Raw genomic sequence first — 21320 nt, 5'->3', positions numbered from 1 at the left:
TTTATTTAGGTATGCGCGTAGCAATCGCTGGAGCCGGATTGGCAGGACTCTCATGTGCAAAATACTTAGCCGATGCAGGTCATACGCCATTTGTTTATGAGGCAAGAAACGTACTTGGTGGAAAAGTTGCTGCTTGGAAAGATGAAGATGGAGACTGGTATGAGACTGGATTACATATATTTTTTGGAGCATATCCAAATATGCTTCAGCTTTTTAAAGAGCTAGATATTGAAGATCGTCTTCAATGGAAAAGTCATTCCATGATTTTCAACCAACCAGAGGTACCTGGTACATATAGCCGTTTCGACTTCCCTGATCTTCCTGCTCCAATAAACGGAGTAGCCGCAATTTTAAGCAACAACGACATGCTTAGCTGGCCAGAAAAAATTTCGTTTGGAGTAGGACTAATACCAGCTATGTTACGCGGCCAAAATTATGTAGAAGATTGTGATAAGTACTCCTGGACCGAATGGCTAAAAAAACAAAACATACCCGAAAGAGTAAATGATGAAGTTTTTATCGCGATGAGTAAGGCACTCAATTTCATAGGTCCTGATGAAATTTCCTCAACAGTATTGTTAACTGCATTAAACCGCTTCTTACAAGAAAAAAACGGATCAAAAATGGCATTCCTCGATGGGGCGCCACCAGAAAGACTTTGTCAACCAATTGTTGATCACATTAGAGCTTTAGGAGGGGACGTATTTTTAAATAGCCCACTTAAAAAAATCAATTTAAAAGAAGATGGATCTGTTCAAAATTTCTTGATAGGGAGTGCCAAAGAATCTCATGGGAATGAAATTGAAGCTGACGCTTATGTAAGCGCAATGCCCGTTGATATCTTTAAAACAATCTTGCCTAATGAATGGGCATCCCAAGATATTTTCAGAAAGCTTGAAGGTCTGAAAGGTGTTCCAGTTATTAACATTCATCTATGGTTCGATCGAAAACTTACAAATATTGATCACTTATTATTCAGCAGATCTCCTCTTTTGAGTGTCTATGCCGACATGAGCATAACTTGTAAAGAATATGAAGATCCAAATCGTTCAATGCTTGAATTAGTTTTTGCTCCAGCAAAAGATTGGATCGGTCGCAAAGATGAGGAAATAATTGATGCAACAATGCAAGAATTGACCAAACTCTTTCCCATTCATTTTTCAGGGGAGAATCAAGCTAAATTACGAAAATATAAAGTAATAAAAACACCAAAATCTGTATATAAAGCTGTTCCTGGATGCCAAGATTTAAGACCCGATCAAAAGACTCCAATAAGCAACTTTTTCTTAACCGGTGATTACACAATGCAAAAATATCTCGCTTCCATGGAAGGTGCGGTGTTAAGTGGAAAGCTATGTGCAGAAAAAATCCAAATCTCGACTGACATAGGTTCTTCTTAGTCTTAATGTATAAATAGCAATCTATTTAAATTGCTAATCCAAAGATTAATGCACACTAAAAAACTTACAAACTTCTAATTTTGGCGCAGCCTTCTTTGAATCTAGAAGATGCCTACGAGGCTTGCAGGCAAGAAACTGCAAAATGGGCCAAGACCTTCTACCTTGGCACAATGTTGCTGCCTCCTGCTAAACGCAAAGCAATCTGGGCTATTTATGTGTGGTGCCGAAGAACAGATGAACTGATGGACAGCGTTGAAGCTCAAAAAAAATCTAAAAAAGAGTTATCAGATCGATTAAATAAATGGGAAGACAAAACAAAAAGAGTTTTTGCTGGTAATAGTGAAGATGATCTAGATGCAGTCTTAAACGATACTCTTCAAAAATTCCCTCAGTCTATTCAACCTTATATCGACATGATTGAAGGCCAGAGAATGGACCTGGATAAGACCAGATATAAAACCTTTGAAGAGCTTGAACTCTACTGTTATCGCGTTGCTGGAACGGTTGGGTTAATGACGCAAGGTGTAATAGGAATTGATGCTGCATATAAATCCAATCCAAATTTCCCAACTCCTGAAACCTCAAAAGCTGCTATTGCTCTAGGAATTGCGAACCAATTAACCAATATTCTTAGAGATGTTGGAGAAGATAGAGGAAGAGGACGAATTTATTTGCCATTAGAGGATCTGGAAAAATTTAATTACTCCGAAGAAGACCTAATGAACGGAAAAATTAATGAGAACTGGAAAGCATTGATGTCTTTTCAATTAGCCAGAGCAAGAGAATGGTTTCTAAAGTCTGAAGAAGGCATCAAATGGCTCTCAATCGATGCAAGGTGGCCCATATGGACATCTTTAACGCTATACAGCGGAATACTAAATTCAATTGAAAAACTAGATTATGACGTATTCAATAATCGAGCTTATGTAAAAGGATGGGTAAAAGCTGTAAACCTACCCATCTCATATCTGAAAACTATCTACGACGAAAAATATAAACTTAGAACACTAATTAATTGAAAATTTATACAGGAGTCTTTTGATTAGCCAAAAGATCCTTTAATTTTGATAGCTCTCCGGCCCATCTTGGATCTGGAGCTTCTTTAATTGGTGCATCGCTATGTACAACTTTCTTAACATCTTTACGATTAGAACCTTTATTTCCATTGTTAGAGTTAGCTCCTCTTCTAGAATTACTAGAATTTGAATCTTTACGCTCAGAACGCTCAACCCTCAATTTACTACCACTAAATTCATGTCCATTTAATTTTTCAATCAGCTCATTTGCAACATTTTCATCTTTAACATTAGCGAAGCCAAATCCCCTACAAGCCTTGGTATCTCTATCAAAAACAGCTTTAAATTTAATGCCATCTCCTATGGATGATAGCAAGGCTTCAAGCTCTTTAACATTGACATTCTGCGGCAAATTACCGACGTAAAGGCGAACACTCATTTAGAAAAAAGGGGATAAGAAGACGACGGCATACGGCCGAGATTTATTTTATTTGTGTGTAGTTAATCACAAAAAGGGGGCATTCTCTAGGGTCCATTTACGAGCAACATCCAAAGCATCTTCATCTGTGAAGAATCTTCGATAAGCTTTTTCCTTAGAAAGATGCCTAATGAGTTCTCCTAATGAAGGGCCAGGGGGGATTCTGAAAACCTTTTGAAGCTTATGGCCATCCAAGGGCGAAGAGGGGTGGAATAGGGGATCAGAGGGGTCTTTCCAGCGTTCCAGCCAAACGTCTTTATATTTTTCATTCAAAAAAAGAATTAGAGATGGCAAATCCTCTTCCAAATCAATATGAAGTTGAAACCTTTCATCCTCGGAAAGCTCATCTAATCCTAAATTCTTAATTTTATGAACCCAAAATCTAAGGTTCTTGCATCTTTTTATTTCATTCTTACTAAACTTCAAATTCGACAAGCCCTCATCACCAAGTAAACATATTAGTTTCGCTAAAAAGCAACCCAATAAAAGCTCTTTTGAAGTTATATCTTTTCTTTGTAGATCAAAATAAGAAAGAGTATCATCATTCCATTTTTTCAATAATTGTAATTCTAAATATGTTTGCCAAACCGAAGAATTCCATTTTGAATGAGCTATTTTTAAGATCTCCGTTTTTATCCTTTCAGGTGCAACATTACTTAATTTATCTACATTATTTTTTAGAAAACTTTTAGTTCTTTTCTCTAACTTAAAGTCCAATTCACACATCAATCGAAAACCTCTAAGAATCCTCAGAGGATCATCAAGTAAATTCTTTTCACTTATTGCAACAATTTTCTTACTTTTCAAATCGTCCATTCCTCCAGTCGGATCAAAAATCTCTGGCTTTTCTTGAAGCCTTAACGCAATTGCATTTATTCGAAAATCTCGTCTTAATAAATCTTCAGTAAGATTTTTTCCAACTTGTCGAGCAAAATCTAGAGTCCATCCATCAATAACTAATCGAGCGATATCTCGATTTTCATCAAGCTTTATAAAAGTGGCACTAATCTTTTTAGATAAATTTTCGCTGAACTTAATAGCATTTATTGGTATCACAAAATCCAAATCAGGTTTTTGACTAAATTTGTTCAATAATCCATCTCTAACAGAACCGCCCACCAAGGCACTTCCAGGAGGCAAATCATCAATGGATATTGGCCAATCTTTTGGCTTTAAATCTCCAAAAAGATGATTTGATAGTAATGTGTCCTTACTTATCAAAATGACACCTAGATTTTTCTTTAATAGTTATGTGCATCTGTGTTGATTGTGCTTGGGTAGATAGATGTAAGACCTACTACACAGTTGAAGAAAATCATCAAGTCAAACACCTCTCCAAAAATCCAGATTTTCAAGGCACTAATCCAAAAATACATATTAATATTTTTGATCTGCCTGATAGCAAGACAGGTATCGAATGGGATGTAAGAGGATGCGATAGTTTTAAACTTGATCAAGGGAAATGGAGCAGGCTTCGTCCAGGAGAAGAAATTCCAAAATAATAATTATAATAAATTCATTGCAAAATATCCATAACTCAAAATCAAAATATTTATTGGCCTTACACAGCTGCACAGAATCCTTTGGGATAGCGATTAAAGATATTGAAAATCCAGAAAAAATAATAAAAAGCGAAATATTTAATATTGGTCGCTCCTTATCAAACAAATTATTTAGTTGCATAGAAACAATTCTTCCCAGAAAATATTGGAATCAAATTATTCGAATTTCAGTAGCAAAAGGTCCTGGGAGTTATACCAGCACAAGGTTAACCATCTCAATGGCTAGAATCATTGCTCAGCAAATTGATTGTTCATTAGACTCTATGAGTTCCTTTCATTTAATGGCCCCAAGACTTTACAAAGATCTTTCTAAAAAACAAACCTTCAATCCATTTTGGATTAAAGATGTTTTACCACGAAGAGGAATTGTGGCTGGTAAATATCAACTAGTTAAAATTCACCAAGAGTCAAATTTTCATGAATTTAGTGAAATCATTTCTCCAACATTAATAAGCAATGAAAAACTTATTAATCCTTCATTTAAGGCCTCTAATAATATAGAAAAAGATATTATTTCGCTGATAAATTTTTCTCAATATTGTCAAAGATCAAAAATTCAATCTAGTTGGCAAAAAACATTGCCCATCTATCCAACTTCACCAATCGATAATCAAAAATAAAAATTCAAAAGTTCCAATATTCTCTAATCTTGAATAGAAAACTTATAATTTCAAATATTATGTATTAGACCTTTATCCAACATTGAATTTATAGATATTTGAATTTCTTTTGTTTTTGAAGTTAAATCTTCTCTTTTCTTTGTTTTAGGAGGTTGAATTAATTCACCAACTCTTAAATGAATAGATACAAATCGGGGGTAAATAGATCCTTTGGGAAAAGCTCTGTGACTATTAACTATTGCCACTGGAAGGATAGGGGAACCTGTCCTAGCAGCTAGAAGAGCTGCACCTGCTTTAGGATCATTAACTCTCCCATTCTCTTGTCTTGTTCCATCCAAGAATACACCTGTAGCCCAACCTTCACTTAATCGATTAGATGCATTTCTTATTGCCTCTCTATCTCCAGCTCCCCTCTTAACTGGATAGGCACCACAAGCAGAAATTATGAATGACAATATGGGCACATTGAAAAGCTCAGATTTTGCCATGAAAGCTACTGGTCTGCCCAAAGCATGACCCAAAATCGGGGGATCCAAATGGGAGCCATGATTAGAAACAACAACAACTCCTCCTGTCTTAGGGAAATTGGAAATCCCTATTGTTTGACCTCTAAACAAAAAACGAAAAATCGGGAAAACTAATAGGTAACTGACGCAACCATAAACAAAACTTTGTCGAGGTATGTTTTTATGGATTTTTTCAACTCCCTTAAAAACTTTAGATTGTTCCAACATCAGTAACCCAAATCACTTGCATTTGATATTTGACTGACCAAGACCCCTTTCATGGATCGTTTAGCAAGCCCGCTGAGAACATTTCCTGGACCAATCTCAATCATTGTTGTTATACCTTCTTTTTTCATTACATCCATAGTCTCTCTCCACCTCACTCCAGTAATCATTTGTTTTTTTAGGCGATCCTTCAATATGTCACCACTTAAAGTTGGAGTTGGATCAACATTGCTAAGAACTGGGACTTGAGCATCTTTAAAAGTTACTTGATCAAGTTCTGCAGCAAAACTTTTAGATGCTTCAGTCATATATATGGAATGAAAAGCACCTGAAACTTGTAAAGGAATTGCTCTTTTACATTTTAAATTATCAGCCACTTTTCTCACTGCTTCTGGCGAACCAGATAAAACAACTTGAGATTCACTATTATCATTAGCTATTGAAGCCCCCTCAGTTTCTCTAATCAACTCATCTAATTCATCTCGATCAAAGCCCAAAACAGCAATCATTGCTCCTCCTCCTGCCGATGCCATCAATTCAGATCTTTTCTTTAATAACAATAAAGCTGTCTTTGCATCTAAAACCTCTGCTGAGTAAAGACCAACTATTTCTCCGAGACTATGTCCTGCAATTATTTGGGTCTCCCTTTCTTGTCTTTTTAAATCATCAACCAATAGCGACTCAACAACAAAAAGGGCGGGTTGCGTATTTCTCGTATCATTTAAATCATATATTGCTTCATTTGGAACTACTTCATCACAACAAATTTTCCAAAGATCTCTTCCAAGAATTTCTGAGGCTAATTCAAATCTATCTCTCGAACCAGGCAAATCTAGTAATGAATTTGCCATACCTAATTTTTGAGAGCCTTGTCCAGGAAAGACCCAGGCAATAGTCATAATTTTCTAGATTAATTATTAAACAGCTTAATAGGGACCATGCCAATAAAACAAAGCGGCTCCCCAACTCAAGCCAGCGCCAAATCCACTACAGGCTATTAAATCGCCTGATTTAATCCTCTGATCTCTAACTGCCTCATCAAGCATCAATGGAATCGTTGCTGCTGAGGTATTTCCATAATGTTTCAAATTTGAAAGTACTTTTTCTGATGGAATTGAAAATCTCGCAGCTACAGCATCAAGAATTCTTTGATTAGCCTGATGTAATAAGAGCCAATCGATTGTTTCTGATTTAACTTGATATTTTTCTAAGATTTCTCCAAGAATGATTGGAACTTCTTTAACTGCAAACTTATAAACCTCCTTTCCCTCCATTTTTATTGGCAAATATTCCCCTTTTTGATGAGTAGCGCCTTTAACTAAATCTAAAAAAATATTTGATTGATACAGATTTAAGCAACCTCCTCTAGTTCCATCAGACTTCAAATCATATCCAATCAAGCCACTTTCATTTACAGATGTCTCAACAGCTACTGCTCCAGCTCCATCTCCAAACAAAACGCAAGTCTTTCTATCATCCCAATCCACCCATTTTGATAACTGGTCTGCTCCAATCACAACAGCTCTTTTCATAGATCCAGAAGCTAAATATTGTGATGCAGTTACTAAAGCAAATAAAAAGCCACTACAAGCAGCAGTCAAATCAAAAGCGACTGCATTTGAAGCTCCTAAATTTGATTGAATTTTAGGCGCCGAGCCAAATAAATCTTCCGGAGTAGATGTTGCAAGAATTATCAAATCTATAGTTTTCATATCCCAATCAGCCATTTTGACAGCATTCAGTGCTGCTTGAGTAGCCAAGTCAATCAGAGACTCATTTTCTCCAATAACCCGTCTTTCACCAATACCAGTTCTACTTTGAATCCATTCATCATTAGTATCCACTCTCTGACCAAGTTGATCATTATTGATTACCTTTTGAGGCAGGGCGCTTCCGCACCCCACAAAAGATATTCTTGAGTCCCATTGAGAATTTCTAATCAAATTTAAAAAAAGCCCTCATTTCATAAGTCAATCACATGGTAGGACAGTTCGAATCAGACCTTTAAAACATCTGGTTTATTTAAATCTGCTAAATCATCCATTACTCCATGACTTGCAGCGGAATGAACAACTCTTAAAGCACTCAAAACAGATAAAGCTTTACTCCCACCGTGACCAATCACACATATTCCATTAATTCCTAGAAGTAAAGCTCCGCCATGTTCAGCATGATCTAAACGTTTCTTTATTCGTTTCAAATTATTTCTTAAAAAAGCAGAACCAACTTTGCCTCTTCTTCCTCTTGGCAACTCAGCTCTCAAAACTCCCAAAAGAACACTTCCGACTGACTCTAGAAATTTCAGCAAAACGTTTCCTGTAAATCCATCACAAACCACAACATCAAAATCACCAGATAAAACATCTCGACCTTCACAATTTCCGGAAAAGCAAAAACGCTCTTCTTCGTTTAAAAGTTGATAGGTTGCTAGAGACAGATCATTACCCTTACAGGATTCTTCGCCAATATTTAATAATCCTATTCTTGGCTTCTCTACCTGCAGTACATCTCGACAATAAATATTCCCAAGAAGAGCAAATTGATGCAAATAGGTTGGTTTGCAATCCATATTTGCTCCAACATCTAAAACCAAAACTGGTTGACCAGGATCTTTAGTTGGGAATAAAGCTCCAATTGCTGGACGATCAATGCCTTTTAAACGTCCTAACTTGAAAATCGATGAAGCCATCATTGCTCCAGAGTTTCCAGCTGAATAAACCCCCATAGCTTTTCCCTCTTTAACCAATTTCATTGCAATATTGATGCTTGCATCCTTTTTTTTGCGCACTGCAGTGGCTTCTTCATCCATGCCAACTGAGATACCACTTGGAATTAATTCGAAATTTCCAGCATCTATAGCTTTGCCTAGAGATTCTTCTAAGCCAAATTCAATGGCTGCTTTTTCTACTTTTTCAATTTCACCAACAAATTTAATTTTCAATGGAAGTAATGACAAAGATTTCAAACAACCATCAAGAATCGCTCCAGGTGCAAAATCTCCTCCCATTCCGTCAACAGCAACCCAAATCCTTTCGGCATCTTGAATTACATTTTTCTCGTCTGTACTTAATCCACCTTGCAGTCTCCTAAGAGGATCAAACACAAATGGTTCTAATGTACTCCTAGCCATTGATCCAGCACTCGAAACAACCGTTCCAGCACTAGAAACAACTGTTCCAGCAACATTGCTTGCTGCTGTGGCTGAGCTTGTTGCAGTGTCAACGAGACTTGTAACAGCTGAGTTACGGCGATACCAAATAACCAATCGTCTGATTGCCTTAGAACGACTAGTTTTATTATTTAGGTGATTTTTTTCCACTGATTTATGATCCTTCAGGAATCATAGAATCAACAATTCTTTGAAAAAGATAGCCTGTTCCTCTTGCAGTAAGAATTAGTTCTGGATTTGCAGGATCATCCTCAAGCTTTGATCTAAGTCTAGAAATATGAACATCCACCACTCTGGTATCCACATGTCTTTCAGGCGTATAGCCCCAAACCTCTTTAAGAATCTCACCTCGACTAAATGGTTCTCCTGAACGACTAACCAATAGTTCTAAAAGACTAAATTCCATTCCTGTTAATCTAATCCGTTCATCATTTCTATAAACCTGCCGTTTATTTGTATCAATCTTTAAATTCATAACAGCAATCACACCTGAATTAGGAAGTCCTGCTATTTGTTCTTTTTCTACTCTTCGTAATACACATCTAATCCTAGCCTCTAATTCTTTTGGGCTAAATGGTTTAACAACATAATCATCAGCACCAAGCTCAAGGCCAGTAATTCTATCTGCAACATCTCCCAATGCTGTCAGCATAACTATTGGAACATCTGATTCCTTTCTTAGTTCCTGGCAAACTCCATATCCATCTAATTTAGGCATCATGACATCGAGCACCACCAAATCAGGCTCACAATTTCTAAAAAGATCCAATGCCTCATTTCCATCACAAGCAGTTATTACCTGATAGCCAATCATAGATAGGCGGGTTTCTAGGATCCTCCTAATACTTGCCTCATCATCAGCTACGAGGATGGTTTCCTTTGAGGGACTTGTGGCCGTCATTTGTTCCTTAGCTTTGGCGGCTGCGACAAGATCTTAAGTGAAGGTTCACCAACATTTAAAGATCACTATCTTTATTCAACTACAGCCAACTTCCTTTTTACAACTAAGTGTCTCGTTCTGTCTCTATTTATGTCTGTCAAAGTTGCGGTGCTCAAACCAGGCAATTCTTTGGCCGCTGCAACAATTGTGGAGAATGGAACTCAATAATAGAAGAAAAAATCAATCAAAAATCAGATAAATCTATTTACACAAAGATTAATTCTCCTAATGAAAAATCTCCCTATCGTTCAGAACTAATAAGCCTAACAAAAAAGCAAATTATTGATCGAATTCCAAGTGGATATGGAGAATTAGACAGGGTACTTGGAGGTGGTTTAGTGCCTGGATCACTTGTATTAATTGGTGGAGACCCAGGGATTGGGAAAAGCACTCTTATTTTGCAAAGCGCGACTGCAATGGCCCATCACAGATCGGTTCTTTATGTGGCTGCTGAAGAATCTGCTCAACAAGTAAAACTCAGATGGAATCGAATCGAAGATTCCGCATCAAATCTTCATTTACTCGCAGAGACAGACCTAGAGCTAGTTATAAAAGAGCTTAATTATTTGAAGCCAGACGTTGCAGTGATTGATAGCATTCAAGCTTTGCATGATCAAAACTTATCCAGTTCGCCTGGCTCAGTTGCTCAAGTTAGAGAATGTTCCGCGGCTTTACAGCAAATTGCCAAACGAGAAAACATATCACTTTTGATAATAGGTCACGTTACAAAGGATGGAATGTTAGCAGGACCAAAAGTTCTTGAGCATCTTGTTGATGCAGTACTCACTTTTGAGGGCGATCGATTTGCTTCGCACAGACTTCTAAGAGGTGTGAAAAATCGATTTGGTGCAACTTGTGAGCTTGGAGTCTTTGAAATGCAAGCAGATGGATTATCGGAGGTATCTAATCCAAGCGAATTATTTTTAAGTAAAACCTCTGCACCTGGAATTTCAACAATCGTTACTTGTGAAGGAACAAGACCATTAGCCATTGATATACAAGCACTTTTAAATCCTACTAGTTATTCAAGTCCAAGAAGAACCACTACTGGTGTTGAGATAAACAGACTTCATCAAATCTTGGCAGTTCTAGAAAAAAACATGAATCTCTCACTCTCAAGATATGATTGTTATTTAGCTGTAGCTGGGGGGTTAGAAGTAGAAGAACCAGGGGCTGATCTAGGAATAGCAGCTGCAATAGTTTCAAGCTTTAAAGATGTTGAACTTGAAGAAGGTGTGGTTTTTATAGGAGAAATAGGTCTAGCTGGTCAATTAAGATTAGTAAGACAAATGCAACAACGAATTAATGAAGTCATAAGACTTGGATATAAGACATTAATTATCCCAGATGGAATAGATACAAGAGAGTTTGAAACAAATAAAAAATTAAAAATATTAAAAGCTTCTAATATTAATGAAGCTTTAATCTATGCTTTAAATAAGAGTTAATCCATGTCTTGATTACTTACAAATAAACATCAACATTGCCTCTGCCTGTAGTCTTAAGCCAATTCTCTATATCTAAATATCCTCCTGGATATAAACGAACAGCTTTACTCCAAACCTCCGCTGCCTGATCAAACCAGATATCACACTCATCTTGATTGCCATTTCTTTGAGCCATTCTGCCTCTCTTTTCATATATTAATCCCATATTTTTCAAGCAAGAAGGTTGTTTGGGATTTTGTCCCAAAGCTTGTTTATATGTATTTAGCGCTTTCTCTTCATCTCCATTACTCATATAAATTATTGCCATGTTTTTTAATGTCTCTCCTCTATCAACTTGATTATCCTCAAGTTTTAAGCTTTCTTCATAATACTCAAGAGCCTCAGAGTAATCCCCATCATTTTGAGCTGCTAATCCTTTTCGGTAATACAGATAGGCTTCTTTTTCTTTTGAGGCAATTGGCATCACTTTCACTATTCCCTCAGCCATTTTCGTAAAGGCCTTATCAAGAAAATTGTCTTTGTTTTGACTTCTAGGCACGATTGAACCAATATCAATAGATATAATTATATCCTGCCTGGAAATAGAAAAAATGTATAGAAATAATGAAACTAATTTTTATGTATTAATAAATTATTAAATGAATGCAACATGCTTTTTATTTATTAAATTTAGAGTAAGTATCTAAGATTTATATTCTCTTGAGCAACAAAAAGATTGCCCAAAGCAAAAATTCAATTTTGCTTGACGTAGATGGCATGAAATGTGGAAGTTGTGTACAAGCAGTTGAAAAAATACTTAAAAGCCATCCAAACATAAATAATGCAAGCGTGAATTTAGTTACAAAAACGGCTTTTATAGAAACTAAAGATCCTAATAATTCCTTATCAGATTTAATACAAACTCTTACATCCAAGGGTTTTCCATCAAGGGAAAGACCCGATCAAACAATTTTAAATAATGCCAAATTAGAGATAAAAGAAAATCAAAGTTTATGGAATAAGTGGCGACAACTAATAATCGCTACTTCATTACTAATCCTCTCTGGGTTGGGACATTTAATAGAGGGAGAACAAATATCTTTTCCACTGATTGGTTCATTACCTTTTCATGCTGCACTCGCAACATTTGCTCTACTCGGGCCGGGCAAATCAATCCTAAAAGCAGGTCTAAAGTCAGCAATCATGCTTACACCAACTATGGACACCTTAGTCAGCCTTGGTGTAATCAGTGCTTATATAGCCAGCATAATTGCCCTGATTTGGCCGACAGTTGGGTGGCCATGTTTTTTCAATGAACCGGTCATGCTTCTTGGATTTGTTTTGTTGGGACGGTTTCTAGAAGAAAGAGCAAGAGTAAACACAGGCACGGCATTAAAAGAATTATCAAAATTACAACCCGAAACAGCCAATCTAATTTTAGAAAATAATGAAATTCGTGAAATCAGAATAGGTGCCCTGAAACCAGGTGAAAAAATTCAATTATTAGCGGGAGATCGAATCCCAGTAGATGGTTTGGTTATAAAAGGACACTCGGCGATCGATGTCTCAAGTTTAACTGGTGAATCTTTACCTCTAGAAGCAAAACCAGGGGTCGAGCTTCCGTCTGGAAGTCTAAATTTAGAGTCAACAATTATTTTAGAAGTTCAAAAAATAGGATCTGATACTGCTATAGCCAAAATAATAAATTTAGTTGAAGAAGCCCAAGCTAGAAAAGCACCAATTCAAGGATTAGCAGACAAGGTAGCAGGCATGTTTTGCTATGGGGTCACAACTCTTTCTTTGATGACTTTTCTTTTTTGGTGGAAAATAGGTACGAGGATATGGCCAGAAGTTTTAGAAGTCTCTAATACTGGTTTCATGCAAAGCCATCATTTGCATGCTCATTTAATGAATGCACCTCAAACACCACTCAGCCTGTCATTTCAATTATCTATATCTGTTTTAGTTGTGGCCTGTCCATGTGCACTAGGACTTGCCACTCCAACTGTAATAACAGTTGCTTCAGGGGAAGCTGCTAAACGAGGATGGCTGTTCAAAGGTGGAGATGTCATAGAAATGGCATCAAAAATAAATCAAATTATTTTTGATAAAACAGGAACACTCACAATCGGAAGACCTTTGGTTGTTGGCTACTGGGAGAACAAAGAGTCAGAAAAGAATGTAATGCTAAAATTAGCAGCAAGCATTGAACAAGATAGTCGTCATCCGCTTGCACAAGCAATTATTCAAGAAGCACATAAAAAAGAAATTAAACTAGGAACAGTCTCAAGGTCAATTACATATCCAGGAAAAGGACTCGCTGGCAAAATTCATAATTCAAATGGACTGATAAGAGTCGGAACTCCCGAATGGATCAAAAGTGAGGGAATTGAATGGAATGAAATGATTGAAAATAATTTCAAGCTTTCAAAAACAAAAGCTCAATCAATAGTTGCAGTTTCTCTGGAGAACAAATTATTAGGCTTTTTCTTGATAGATGACCAAGTAAGAAAAGATGCTTTCCTTTCAATTAATAAATTACGTTCAAGGGGGTTCTCATTAAATTTGTTCAGTGGCGATAGAGATTCCGCAGTTTTATCTTTAGGAAAGAAATTAGGTTTTAGTGCAAAACAAATTTCATGGCAAATGTTACCTTCAGACAAGCTAAATAAGTTGAACTTATTAAAAAATAATGGTTTAGTTGCCATGATAGGTGATGGAATTAATGATGCACCAGCGCTTGCCGCTGCAGACTTGGGTGTGGCAATAGGCACAGGAACTCAAATCGCTCAGGACTCTTCTGATCTTGTTTTACTTGGAGAAAATTTAGAAGCCCTTCCAAATGCCTTACAAATGTCAAAACAAGCAATGCTCAAAATAAAACAAAATCTTGCATGGGCATTTGGATACAACTTAATTGCTTTACCAATCGCGGCAGGATTACTTTTACCATCCACTGGCTTATTGCTATCACCCCCTTTAGCGGCTTTACTTATGGCTTTGAGCTCTATAAGTGTCGTATTTAATGCTTTATCCTTGAAGTCAAAATGAAAGGGAAATTTATTGTTTTTGAGGGTATTGATGGCTCTGGAAAAACCACTCAAATCAATCAATTATCAAAATGGCTTCTTAAAAGTGACCTCATCCCTGAAAATAATAAATTTGTTATCACTAGAGAACCAGGAGGAACCCAATTAGGAAAATCCATAAGATCCCTTCTATTGAATAGTTCTAAGGAAAAATGCCCAGATTCTATCACTGAGCTTTTGCTTTATGCGGCAGATAGGTCACAACATATAAATGAAATTATTCGTCCAACTTTGAATAAAGGGGATTGGGTAATCAGTGATAGATTTTGTGGGTCCACCCTTGCTTATCAGGGTTATGGAAGAAAGTTAAATATAAAGTTAATAAAAGATCTAGAAAAAATAGCCACTCAAGGTATTTCTCCAGACATCACATTTTTACTAGATATACCTGTTGAAGAAAGTATCAAAAGAAGAAAAAATAGAAAAGATGATCGAATTGAGAAAGAAGGTTTAGAGTTCTTATCAAATGTTTCACTAGGGTTTCAAGCATTATCAAAGAACAATAAATGGAAAAAAATATCTGCTATTAACTCTAAAGAAAAAATTATATCCGAGATTCAATCTGAGATAAAAAAGCTAATAAAAAGCAAATAAAATGGATTATTTTAAAAATATATATGGTCAAGATTTAGCAATTGAAATTTTAAAGTCAGCTATTTCAAAAGAACATCTTTCTACTGCATATTTATTCTCTGGACCAGAGGGAGTCGGAAGAAAGAAAACTGCTAAAATTTTTATTACATCTATTCTTGACAAAAATGAAGACAAAGAAAGTACAAAAAGGAAGATAGAAAGTAAGAATCATCCCGACTTATTATGGATAGAACCATGTTACGTAGTCCAAGGTAAAAGCATTTCTCAGACGCAGGCGATATCAGAAAGCATAAGCATGAAATCACCTCCTCAAATAAGATTAAATCAAATTAAAGAAATAATAGAATTTCTTAGTAAAAAACCTTTTGAGTCAGAAAAAAGTATCGTGATAATTGAAGATATTGAAAGAATCAATGAATCTGCTTCAAATGCATTATTAAAAACACTTGAAGAGACAAATACAGGGTTATTTATTCTTATCACAGAAAGACCAGATAAATTATTATCAACAATTAGATCAAGATGTCAGATAGTCCCATTTATACGCTTGAATGAAAATCAAGTAAACAAAATTATTGAAAAATCAGAATCTATTCAACAAAAAGATGATGTTACTCTTGACAAAATCAAAGAATTAATAAATTTTTCCTATGGATCTCCAGGACGATATCTAAGAAATCTTCAATATTGGTTATCTATCTCAAGTCCATTAAGAAACAAGCTAGAAATTAAATTAACCAATCAAATTGAGTTATTACAATTAGCCAAAGAAATAACTGATGAATTAAACATAGAGCAACAATTATGGTTGATTGATTTGCAACAAAATACAGCTTGGATAAATGAAAAGAATTCGCAAAAGGTTAGACAATTTGAAGATCTAAGAAAACAATTATTAAAATATGTTCAACCTAGACTTGCTTGGGAAGTAACTTTGTTAGAGATAAATTTAATTAATTAAGGATTAAGCAATAACCCTTTCATCGGTATTATTTTTTAAAGAATTAATTTCTCTTGCTTGAATTATTAATGGTTGAATTTCACTAATTTTATCCCCTGTTGGTAATTCTAAGCAATATCCTGCACCATATACAGTTTTAATGAATCTTGGTTTTCTTGGATCAGGTTCAAGCTTTGTTCTTAAATGTCTTACATGCACTCGTATGGTTTCAATATCATCATCAGGTTCATAACCCCACACTTCTTTGAGAATTAATGAGGGTGCAACTGTCTGACCATGTCTTTGCATCAAACAATGGAGCAATTCAAATTCTAAATGAGTCAAACGAACAGGAGATTCGAACCATATGGCTTCAAATCTTTCAGGAACAAGTGTAAGAGGGCCATAATTAAGTATTTCTTGCTGATTATTACTTCCTAACGGAGCACGATTGGTTCTTCTCAACAAGGCCTTGATCCTGACTTGTAATTCCTCTAGGTCAAATGGTTTTGTTATGTAATCATCTGCACCAGAATTAAAACCAGTTACTTTGTCCTTGATACCACCCAAAGCAGTAATCATAAGAATAGGTATACCTGATGTCCTCTCATCTCTTCTTAAACGTTGGCAAAGAGTTAAACCATCAACCTTGGGAAGCATTAAATCCAGAAGAATTAGATCAGGTGCGTATTGAAGAGCTAGCGCTTGACCTTTGATGCCATCCTCAGCTTTTTGAACATCAAAACCAGTGTGTTCAAGATGCCCTGCAACCAGATCTCTCATGTCTTGGTCGTCTTCAATGAGTAAAATGCAAGGCTTCATTAATAATTGTCTAGGTTAAAAAGTACCCGCAATAGCGTTTACTAAAGATTCATATGATTCTCTCAAAATTTTGTTTTTATTGCAGAATTCAGAAAATTCGGTTTTCCATGGCCTAATCGACAAGATCACTTGCTATCACTACTTTTTTATCAATAAAAAGGTGAAAAGAAGATGAACTGTCTTTAGGAAGTCTTCCGATTCCGAGGCGCTACTGTTAAGGAATTCTCAAAACTTTCATATAAATCGTTAATAAAAAATTCATCAGATTTGTTTTCATCTAGCAAATTACGCAATATTTTTTTAAAATTACACGTCAAAAGAATCAATTCTGATGGATTAACAACTTTGCATTTGCTACCTAAAGCTCCCCGAGCGGGAGTTGAATTGGTTGCTACTGAATCCTCATAAATGCTCTTGAAGGCATTTTCCCCGAAAAATCCACAAAAAGATAACTCACCAAATAAGTATTTCTTACACTCCAAAGGAATTGGAAACGCACGAAGAATCTCAGCAAACGTATCTGCTTTAGATTAGGTTTAATGATTTTGAGTATTGCTCAATCATTTCAGGCAAATCATCATTTCTGGATGAAACATTTAAGCAAATTACTTGGGCTCTCATTTAATCTTTGTCGTCTTTAGCCTAATTATTTATTCGCCTTTAGAAACCCAAAATTGATACATTCTTTTATTGGTATCAGGATGCTTTTTTTAAAATTTTGCCCAGTTATGTAAGTTGGTTTGTTATTGCTTTTTTGTTAAATACCTATTATCTTCACTGCTGTTTGACAAGTAGAATAAGAAACTGCCAAAACCTCGTAAGTAAAATTGTTGTTTAAGCAAAATTCATTGAATGCTCTATATTCGTCTTGCTCCCAATTTTCGTGGACAATAAACTCATCAAAAATTAAAATCGTATCTTTATCTATTATTGGTTTTGAATAATTCAACGCACAGACAGTAGAAGAATATAGATCGGCGTCAAAATTTATAACTGATGCTATTGGTCTTGGTTTAGAAAAAAACGTAGGTAATGTTTCTTCGAACATTCCTGCTATAAATGTTCCTCCATTAATTTCTGGAATGGTTCCTTGTGTTGAAAATGCTCCTTTTTTAAAATGATTCCAATTTTCAGGCAAGCCTTCAAATGTATCAAATCCATAGCCTTTTTTAAAAGTTTTCATTAAATACTTAAATGAAGAACCTTTATAGACACCAAACTCATAAAAAGGTCGATTTTTTATACTTTGAGTAATTATTGCGTCATAAAAAGAATATCTATCAAAAAAAACTTCTGGTAGCTTGGGTAAACCTGATACCCATTTTAAAGAATTTAAAAAAGGATTATTTGATTGATTTGATTTTATTAAGTGCTTCAATAATGAATTATCACCTTGGTGCAGCTTCATAGCGCTAAGTGTGAGACTCCCTTGTAAATGATTTTCATTCACTTTTAAGCATTGCACTATACTTTTCTCTCCTTCATCTAGTTTACCTAGACTATTTAAAATATTCCCAAGATTATAATGTGAATCTGCGAAGTTAGGATTAATTTCAATTGCTTTGCGATATGATAATTCTGCTTCTTTTGATTGATCAAGATCTTTCAATATGGATCCCAGATTGTAATGCGCCTCTGCTAAATCAGGATTAAGTTTAATTGCTTTACGAGTGGAGTCTTCTGCTTCTTGTAATTGATCAAGATCTCTAAATATGATTCCCAGATTTAAATGCGCCTCTGCGAAATCAGGAGTAATTTCAATTGCTTTACGTTGTAATAATTCCGCATCTTTTAACTTACCAAGATCTTTTAATATGAGTCCATAATTGGCAAAAGTGACATGATCTTTGAATCCTTTATTAATGAAGTATTCATAATATTTTGTTGCTTCTAAAATATTTCCTTGTGAATGAAACTTATATGCTTGATTGATTATTTGTTCTTTAGAAGGTTTAGAAGGATTGTTAGTAGTAATAGTGATGTTTTCTTTGATTTCTCCCGAAGCGAATGTAACTGGGAATGTTTTCACTTCATTTACTTTGTTCTCCTTTACTTGTTTCTCAAGTTCTTCCATGTATCTTTAAGACTCGAAATCTAAAGAATTTTACTACAAAGTCAACTTCTTTTTTATTTTTTCAAAAATTAATTTTGAGTCTATAATGTGAGAATAAACAGTAAATTTTTATATTGTTTCTCTATTTATAAATGTGATTTAATAGGACAATGTAACTAAGCAGAAACAGGATAAAATATGATTTAGGCTCTCTAAATCCATGTCTAAGATGGAAATATAAATGGGCAAAAATGTATCATACACGTTTTATAAAGGTTTTACAAAAAATGTAGATGAAATCGAGTGAGTGATTGGGGTTATAATAAATATTTTAGTTATGAACTATTGAGTGGGAGAAACAGAACAGTAACGTCTCTGTTTAGTGATAATTTGATTCGTATGGTTTCATATATGTTTTAGTGGTCAACTAATTTAAGAGTTAGATTAATTTTCTTAGAGGCCATAGTAAAATAAGCTAACTATCCTCTCTTCGTCCAAATAGTAAAGTCACATTGATTCGACGATTCTCGTATCCTTCTCTGAATTCATATCTATCAGTTTCATGAAATAAATTTGAATTGAAGACAACCGCTCGGTTTTCTCTATATGGAATCACTGTAGTATTAGCTTTGTTTCTTTTTATTTCTTCTTGAATTTTGGTCACATTAGTATTATAAGTTTTGAAATCCCAAGCTTTTGGTGCTTCTACGTCGTAGACGATTAAACCACCAGAGTTAGGATTTAAGTTCGCCTCGTTAGTAGTAAGCCAGAAATTGACATTTACCGCCGCGAAATCTGCGTGAACATTTATGCCATTAAGAGATGATTTGTAATTTTTAGCGCGGCTATCGTACTTATAAGCCCATATTTTGTTTATATGGTAATCCTTAAAAATTTTTGGAAATTTCTGTCTAAGTTGATCTGCTATTTGAATGATTAAAGGGTTAGCAAAACCCTCTGCCAAATATGCTCCGATATATCCACCCCTTTTAATATCAAACCAAATTGTACTTTCGAGTAAAAATTTTCTAAGAGATTCTATTGCTTTTGAACTTAATAAATTATCAATGAAAGTAAGTCCGAATTCATGGTTAGTATAATCATTAGTTATTTGTTCAATATCTAAGGAATTATTGATTACTTCTTCTTTTAACCTAGGAGCTTCTATTACATTTATTAAACGATTATAACTATTTTTCAGAATGCTATGATGTTCATTATTTAAATAAATAAATTCGGTTTCAGATGGCCAATTAATTTCAGTGTAAACTTTTTTATACAGAAAGGCAAGATCACTAAATTTTTTAGAGTCGTAACCTTTAGATGCTAAATATTCAAATTGTTCAATATCATGTTCGATTTTAGCTTGGCTAATTCTTCTAAATCTTTCTTGGTTGGTTTCTTTATTTTTGTGACCTCTAACTAACTGAGAACTTTCTAAAAAATTTTCAAGAGATAATTCATATGAACCTTTCTCGAGGTGTATTAAACCTAATACTTCATGCGCTTTGCTTAGACCAGGATTCAGTTCAATTGCTTTGCGCGTGAAGACTTCAGCTTCTTCTAATTGATCCAGTTCTTTCAAAATGCTTCCCAGATTTAAATGAGCATCTGCGAAATCAGGTTTAAGTTCAATTGCTTTACGCGTGAAGACTTCAGCTTCTTTTAATTCATCCAGGTCTTTCAAAATACCTCCCAGATTTAAATAAGCATCTGCGAAATTAGGATTCAGTTCAATTGCTTTACGCGTGGAGACTTCTGCTTCTTTTAATTCATCCAGATCTTTCAAAATGCCTCCCAGATTTAAATGAGCATCTGCAAAATTAGGATTCAGTTCAATTGCTTTACGCGTGTAGAATTCTGCTTCTTTTAATTCATCCAGGTCTTTCAAAATGCCTCCCAGATTTGAATGAGCATCTGCAAAATCAGGTTTAAGTTCAATTGCTTTACGCGTGGAGACTTCTGCTTCTTTTAATTTATCCAGGTCTTTCAAAATGCCTCCCAGATTTGAATGCGCATCTGCAAAATCAGGTTTAAGTTCAATTGCTTTACGCGTGGAGACTTCTGCTTCTTTTAATTCATCCAGGTCTTTCAAAATGCCTCCCAGATTTGAATGCGCATCTGCGTAATTAGGATTAAGTTCAATTGCTTTACGTTGTAATAATTCCGCGTCTTTTAAATTGCCAAGATCTTTTAATAAGAGTCCATAATTAGCAAAAGTGACATGATCTTTGAATCCTTGATTGATGAAGTATTCATAATATTTTGTTGCTTCTAAAATATTTCCTTGTGAATGAAATTTAAATGCTTGATTGATTATTTGTTCTTTAGAAGGTTTAGAAGGAGTGTTAGTAGTAATAGTGATGTTTTCTTTGATTTCTCCCGAAGCAAATGGGAAAGTAAATGCTTGGACTTGAGGTATATTCTTTTTCCCTTGATCTTTATCACTAGGTTCCATTATTTTTTATAAACTTATAAT

At 35.1% G+C, this 21320-nt stretch carries 20 protein-coding genes; 9 read left to right on the top strand and 11 right to left on the bottom strand.

Features of this window, described 5'->3' with window-relative positions; all coding sequences use genetic code 11:
• The first annotated feature begins 11 nt into the window (after positions 1-11).
• Positions 12-1400, top strand: coding sequence for a 15-cis-phytoene desaturase (pds, locus tag O5637_RS08610; RefSeq protein ID WP_269604246.1), 1389 nt, complete (start codon positions 12-14; stop codon positions 1398-1400).
• 80 nt (positions 1401-1480) lie between these two features.
• Positions 1481-2419 carry a phytoene synthase gene (locus tag O5637_RS08605; RefSeq protein WP_269604245.1) on the top strand — a complete coding sequence of 313 codons (939 nt, stop codon included), beginning with the start codon at positions 1481-1483 and terminating at the stop codon, positions 2417-2419.
• A 4-nt stretch (positions 2420-2423) separates the two neighbouring features.
• On the opposite strand, the gene O5637_RS08600 is transcribed toward O5637_RS08605, so the two are convergent.
• Both O5637_RS08600 and O5637_RS08595 read right to left on the bottom strand, forming a co-directional pair.
• A complete protein-coding gene (locus O5637_RS08600; RefSeq protein ID WP_269604243.1) occupies positions 2424-2855 on the bottom strand; it encodes an RNA recognition motif domain-containing protein in 432 nt (143 codons plus the stop codon).
• Between the two features lie 66 nt (positions 2856-2921).
• The gene (locus O5637_RS08595) at positions 2922-4115 is read right to left on the bottom strand and encodes a CCA tRNA nucleotidyltransferase (protein ID WP_269604241.1); all 1194 of its coding nucleotides are present in this window, start codon (positions 4113-4115) and stop codon (positions 2922-2924) included.
• A 29-nt stretch (positions 4116-4144) separates the two neighbouring features.
• Between O5637_RS08595 and O5637_RS08590 the strand changes: the two genes are divergently transcribed.
• Complete coding sequence (locus tag O5637_RS08590) at positions 4145-4396, top strand: Ycf34 family protein (protein WP_269604239.1); 252 nt, start codon at positions 4145-4147, stop codon at positions 4394-4396.
• Positions 4357-5076: a tRNA (adenosine(37)-N6)-threonylcarbamoyltransferase complex dimerization subunit type 1 TsaB gene (tsaB, locus tag O5637_RS08585; RefSeq protein WP_269604237.1), complete on the top strand. Its 720-nt coding sequence runs from the start codon at positions 4357-4359 to the stop codon at positions 5074-5076. The genes O5637_RS08590 and tsaB overlap by 40 nt, the downstream gene beginning before the upstream one ends.
• Positions 5077-5126: 50 nt before the next feature.
• On the opposite strand, the gene O5637_RS08580 is transcribed toward tsaB, so the two are convergent.
• The 5 genes from O5637_RS08580 to rpaB are packed head-to-tail and all read right to left on the bottom strand — an operon-like array spanning position 5127 to position 9877.
• Complete coding sequence (locus O5637_RS08580) at positions 5127-5810, bottom strand: lysophospholipid acyltransferase family protein (protein ID WP_269604235.1); 684 nt, start codon at positions 5808-5810, stop codon at positions 5127-5129.
• The gene (gene fabD, locus O5637_RS08575; RefSeq protein WP_269604233.1) at positions 5810-6706 is read right to left on the bottom strand and encodes an ACP S-malonyltransferase; all 897 of its coding nucleotides are present in this window, start codon (positions 6704-6706) and stop codon (positions 5810-5812) included. The genes O5637_RS08580 and fabD overlap by 1 nt, the downstream gene beginning before the upstream one ends.
• Positions 6707-6733: 27 nt before the next feature.
• The gene (locus O5637_RS08570; RefSeq protein WP_269604232.1) at positions 6734-7750 is read right to left on the bottom strand and encodes a beta-ketoacyl-ACP synthase III; all 1017 of its coding nucleotides are present in this window, start codon (positions 7748-7750) and stop codon (positions 6734-6736) included.
• A 53-nt stretch (positions 7751-7803) separates the two neighbouring features.
• Positions 7804-9126 (bottom strand): phosphate acyltransferase PlsX, encoded by a 1323-nt coding sequence (gene plsX / locus O5637_RS08565; protein ID WP_269604230.1) that lies wholly within the window; start codon positions 9124-9126, stop codon positions 7804-7806.
• 4 nt (positions 9127-9130) lie between these two features.
• Entirely contained in the window at positions 9131-9877 is a 747-nt protein-coding gene (gene rpaB / locus O5637_RS08560; protein ID WP_269604227.1) for a response regulator transcription factor RpaB, read from the bottom strand.
• 107 nt (positions 9878-9984) lie between these two features.
• Here rpaB and radA point away from each other — a divergent pair, with 107 nt between their 5' ends.
• The gene (gene radA / locus O5637_RS08555) at positions 9985-11364 is read left to right on the top strand and encodes a DNA repair protein RadA (protein ID WP_269604225.1); all 1380 of its coding nucleotides are present in this window, start codon (positions 9985-9987) and stop codon (positions 11362-11364) included.
• A gap of 16 nt (positions 11365-11380) precedes the next feature.
• Here radA and O5637_RS08550 read toward each other — a convergent pair whose 3' ends face one another.
• Complete coding sequence (locus O5637_RS08550) at positions 11381-11902, bottom strand: photosystem I assembly protein Ycf3 (RefSeq protein ID WP_269604222.1); 522 nt, start codon at positions 11900-11902, stop codon at positions 11381-11383.
• A 161-nt stretch (positions 11903-12063) separates the two neighbouring features.
• Between O5637_RS08550 and O5637_RS08545 the strand changes: the two genes are divergently transcribed.
• The 3 genes from O5637_RS08545 to O5637_RS08535 are packed head-to-tail and all read left to right on the top strand — an operon-like array spanning position 12064 to position 15987.
• Positions 12064-14394, top strand: coding sequence for a heavy metal translocating P-type ATPase (locus tag O5637_RS08545; protein ID WP_269604220.1), 2331 nt, complete (start codon positions 12064-12066; stop codon positions 14392-14394).
• On the top strand, positions 14391-15026 hold the full coding sequence (gene tmk, locus O5637_RS08540) for a dTMP kinase (protein WP_269604218.1): 636 nt from the start codon (positions 14391-14393) through the stop codon (positions 15024-15026). The genes O5637_RS08545 and tmk overlap by 4 nt, the downstream gene beginning before the upstream one ends.
• A gap of 1 nt (position 15027) precedes the next feature.
• Entirely contained in the window at positions 15028-15987 is a 960-nt protein-coding gene (locus O5637_RS08535) for a DNA polymerase III subunit delta' (RefSeq protein ID WP_269604216.1), read from the top strand.
• Positions 15988-15990: 3 nt separating this feature from the next.
• Here the strand turns inward: O5637_RS08535 and O5637_RS08530 are convergent, their stop codons facing one another.
• Positions 15991-16788, bottom strand: coding sequence for a response regulator transcription factor (locus O5637_RS08530; protein WP_269604214.1), 798 nt, complete (start codon positions 16786-16788; stop codon positions 15991-15993).
• Between the two features lie 267 nt (positions 16789-17055).
• Here O5637_RS08530 and O5637_RS08525 point away from each other — a divergent pair, with 267 nt between their 5' ends.
• Entirely contained in the window at positions 17056-17196 is a 141-nt protein-coding gene (locus O5637_RS08525; protein ID WP_269604211.1) for a hypothetical protein, read from the top strand.
• A 349-nt stretch (positions 17197-17545) separates the two neighbouring features.
• On the opposite strand, the gene O5637_RS08520 is transcribed toward O5637_RS08525, so the two are convergent.
• Both O5637_RS08520 and O5637_RS08515 read right to left on the bottom strand, forming a co-directional pair.
• Positions 17546-18862, bottom strand: coding sequence for a protein arginine N-methyltransferase (locus O5637_RS08520; RefSeq protein ID WP_269604210.1), 1317 nt, complete (start codon positions 18860-18862; stop codon positions 17546-17548).
• Between the two features lie 454 nt (positions 18863-19316).
• Positions 19317-21299 (bottom strand): tetratricopeptide repeat protein, encoded by a 1983-nt coding sequence (locus tag O5637_RS08515; protein WP_269604208.1) that lies wholly within the window; start codon positions 21297-21299, stop codon positions 19317-19319.
• Positions 21300-21320: the final 21 nt, after the last annotated feature.

It is taken from the genome of Prochlorococcus marinus str. MIT 0917 (assembly GCF_027359575.1).
GTDB classification, from domain to species: domain Bacteria; phylum Cyanobacteriota; class Cyanobacteriia; order PCC-6307; family Cyanobiaceae; genus Prochlorococcus_B; species Prochlorococcus_B marinus_D.
The sequence above is the reverse complement of the archived record's forward strand: the minus strand, read 5'-3'. Positions and strand labels throughout refer to the sequence as shown.

Bases quoted from the DNA above. Each gene is read 5' to 3' on its own strand.
- pds (WP_269604246.1), top strand. From the start codon at position 12: ATGCGCGTAGCAATCGCTGGAGCCGGATTGGCAGGACTCTCATGTGCA.
- O5637_RS08600 (WP_269604243.1), bottom strand. From the start codon at position 2,855: ATGAGTGTTCGCCTTTACGTCGGTAATTTGCCGCAGAATGTCAATGTT.
- O5637_RS08590 (WP_269604239.1), top strand. From the start codon at position 4,145: ATGTGCATCTGTGTTGATTGTGCTTGGGTAGATAGATGTAAGACCTAC.
- tsaB (WP_269604237.1), top strand. From the start codon at position 4,357: ATGGAGCAGGCTTCGTCCAGGAGAAGAAATTCCAAAATAATAATTATA.
- O5637_RS08580 (WP_269604235.1), bottom strand. From the start codon at position 5,810: ATGTTGGAACAATCTAAAGTTTTTAAGGGAGTTGAAAAAATCCATAAA.
- fabD (WP_269604233.1), bottom strand. From the start codon at position 6,706: ATGACTATTGCCTGGGTCTTTCCTGGACAAGGCTCTCAAAAATTAGGT.
- rpaB (WP_269604227.1), bottom strand. From the start codon at position 9,877: ATGACGGCCACAAGTCCCTCAAAGGAAACCATCCTCGTAGCTGATGAT.
- tmk (WP_269604218.1), top strand. From the start codon at position 14,391: ATGAAAGGGAAATTTATTGTTTTTGAGGGTATTGATGGCTCTGGAAAA.
- O5637_RS08535 (WP_269604216.1), top strand. From the start codon at position 15,028: ATGGATTATTTTAAAAATATATATGGTCAAGATTTAGCAATTGAAATT.
- O5637_RS08530 (WP_269604214.1), bottom strand. From the start codon at position 16,788: ATGAAGCCTTGCATTTTACTCATTGAAGACGACCAAGACATGAGAGAT.
- O5637_RS08520 (WP_269604210.1), bottom strand. From the start codon at position 18,862: ATGGAAGAACTTGAGAAACAAGTAAAGGAGAACAAAGTAAATGAAGTG.
- O5637_RS08515 (WP_269604208.1), bottom strand. From the start codon at position 21,299: ATGGAACCTAGTGATAAAGATCAAGGGAAAAAGAATATACCTCAAGTC.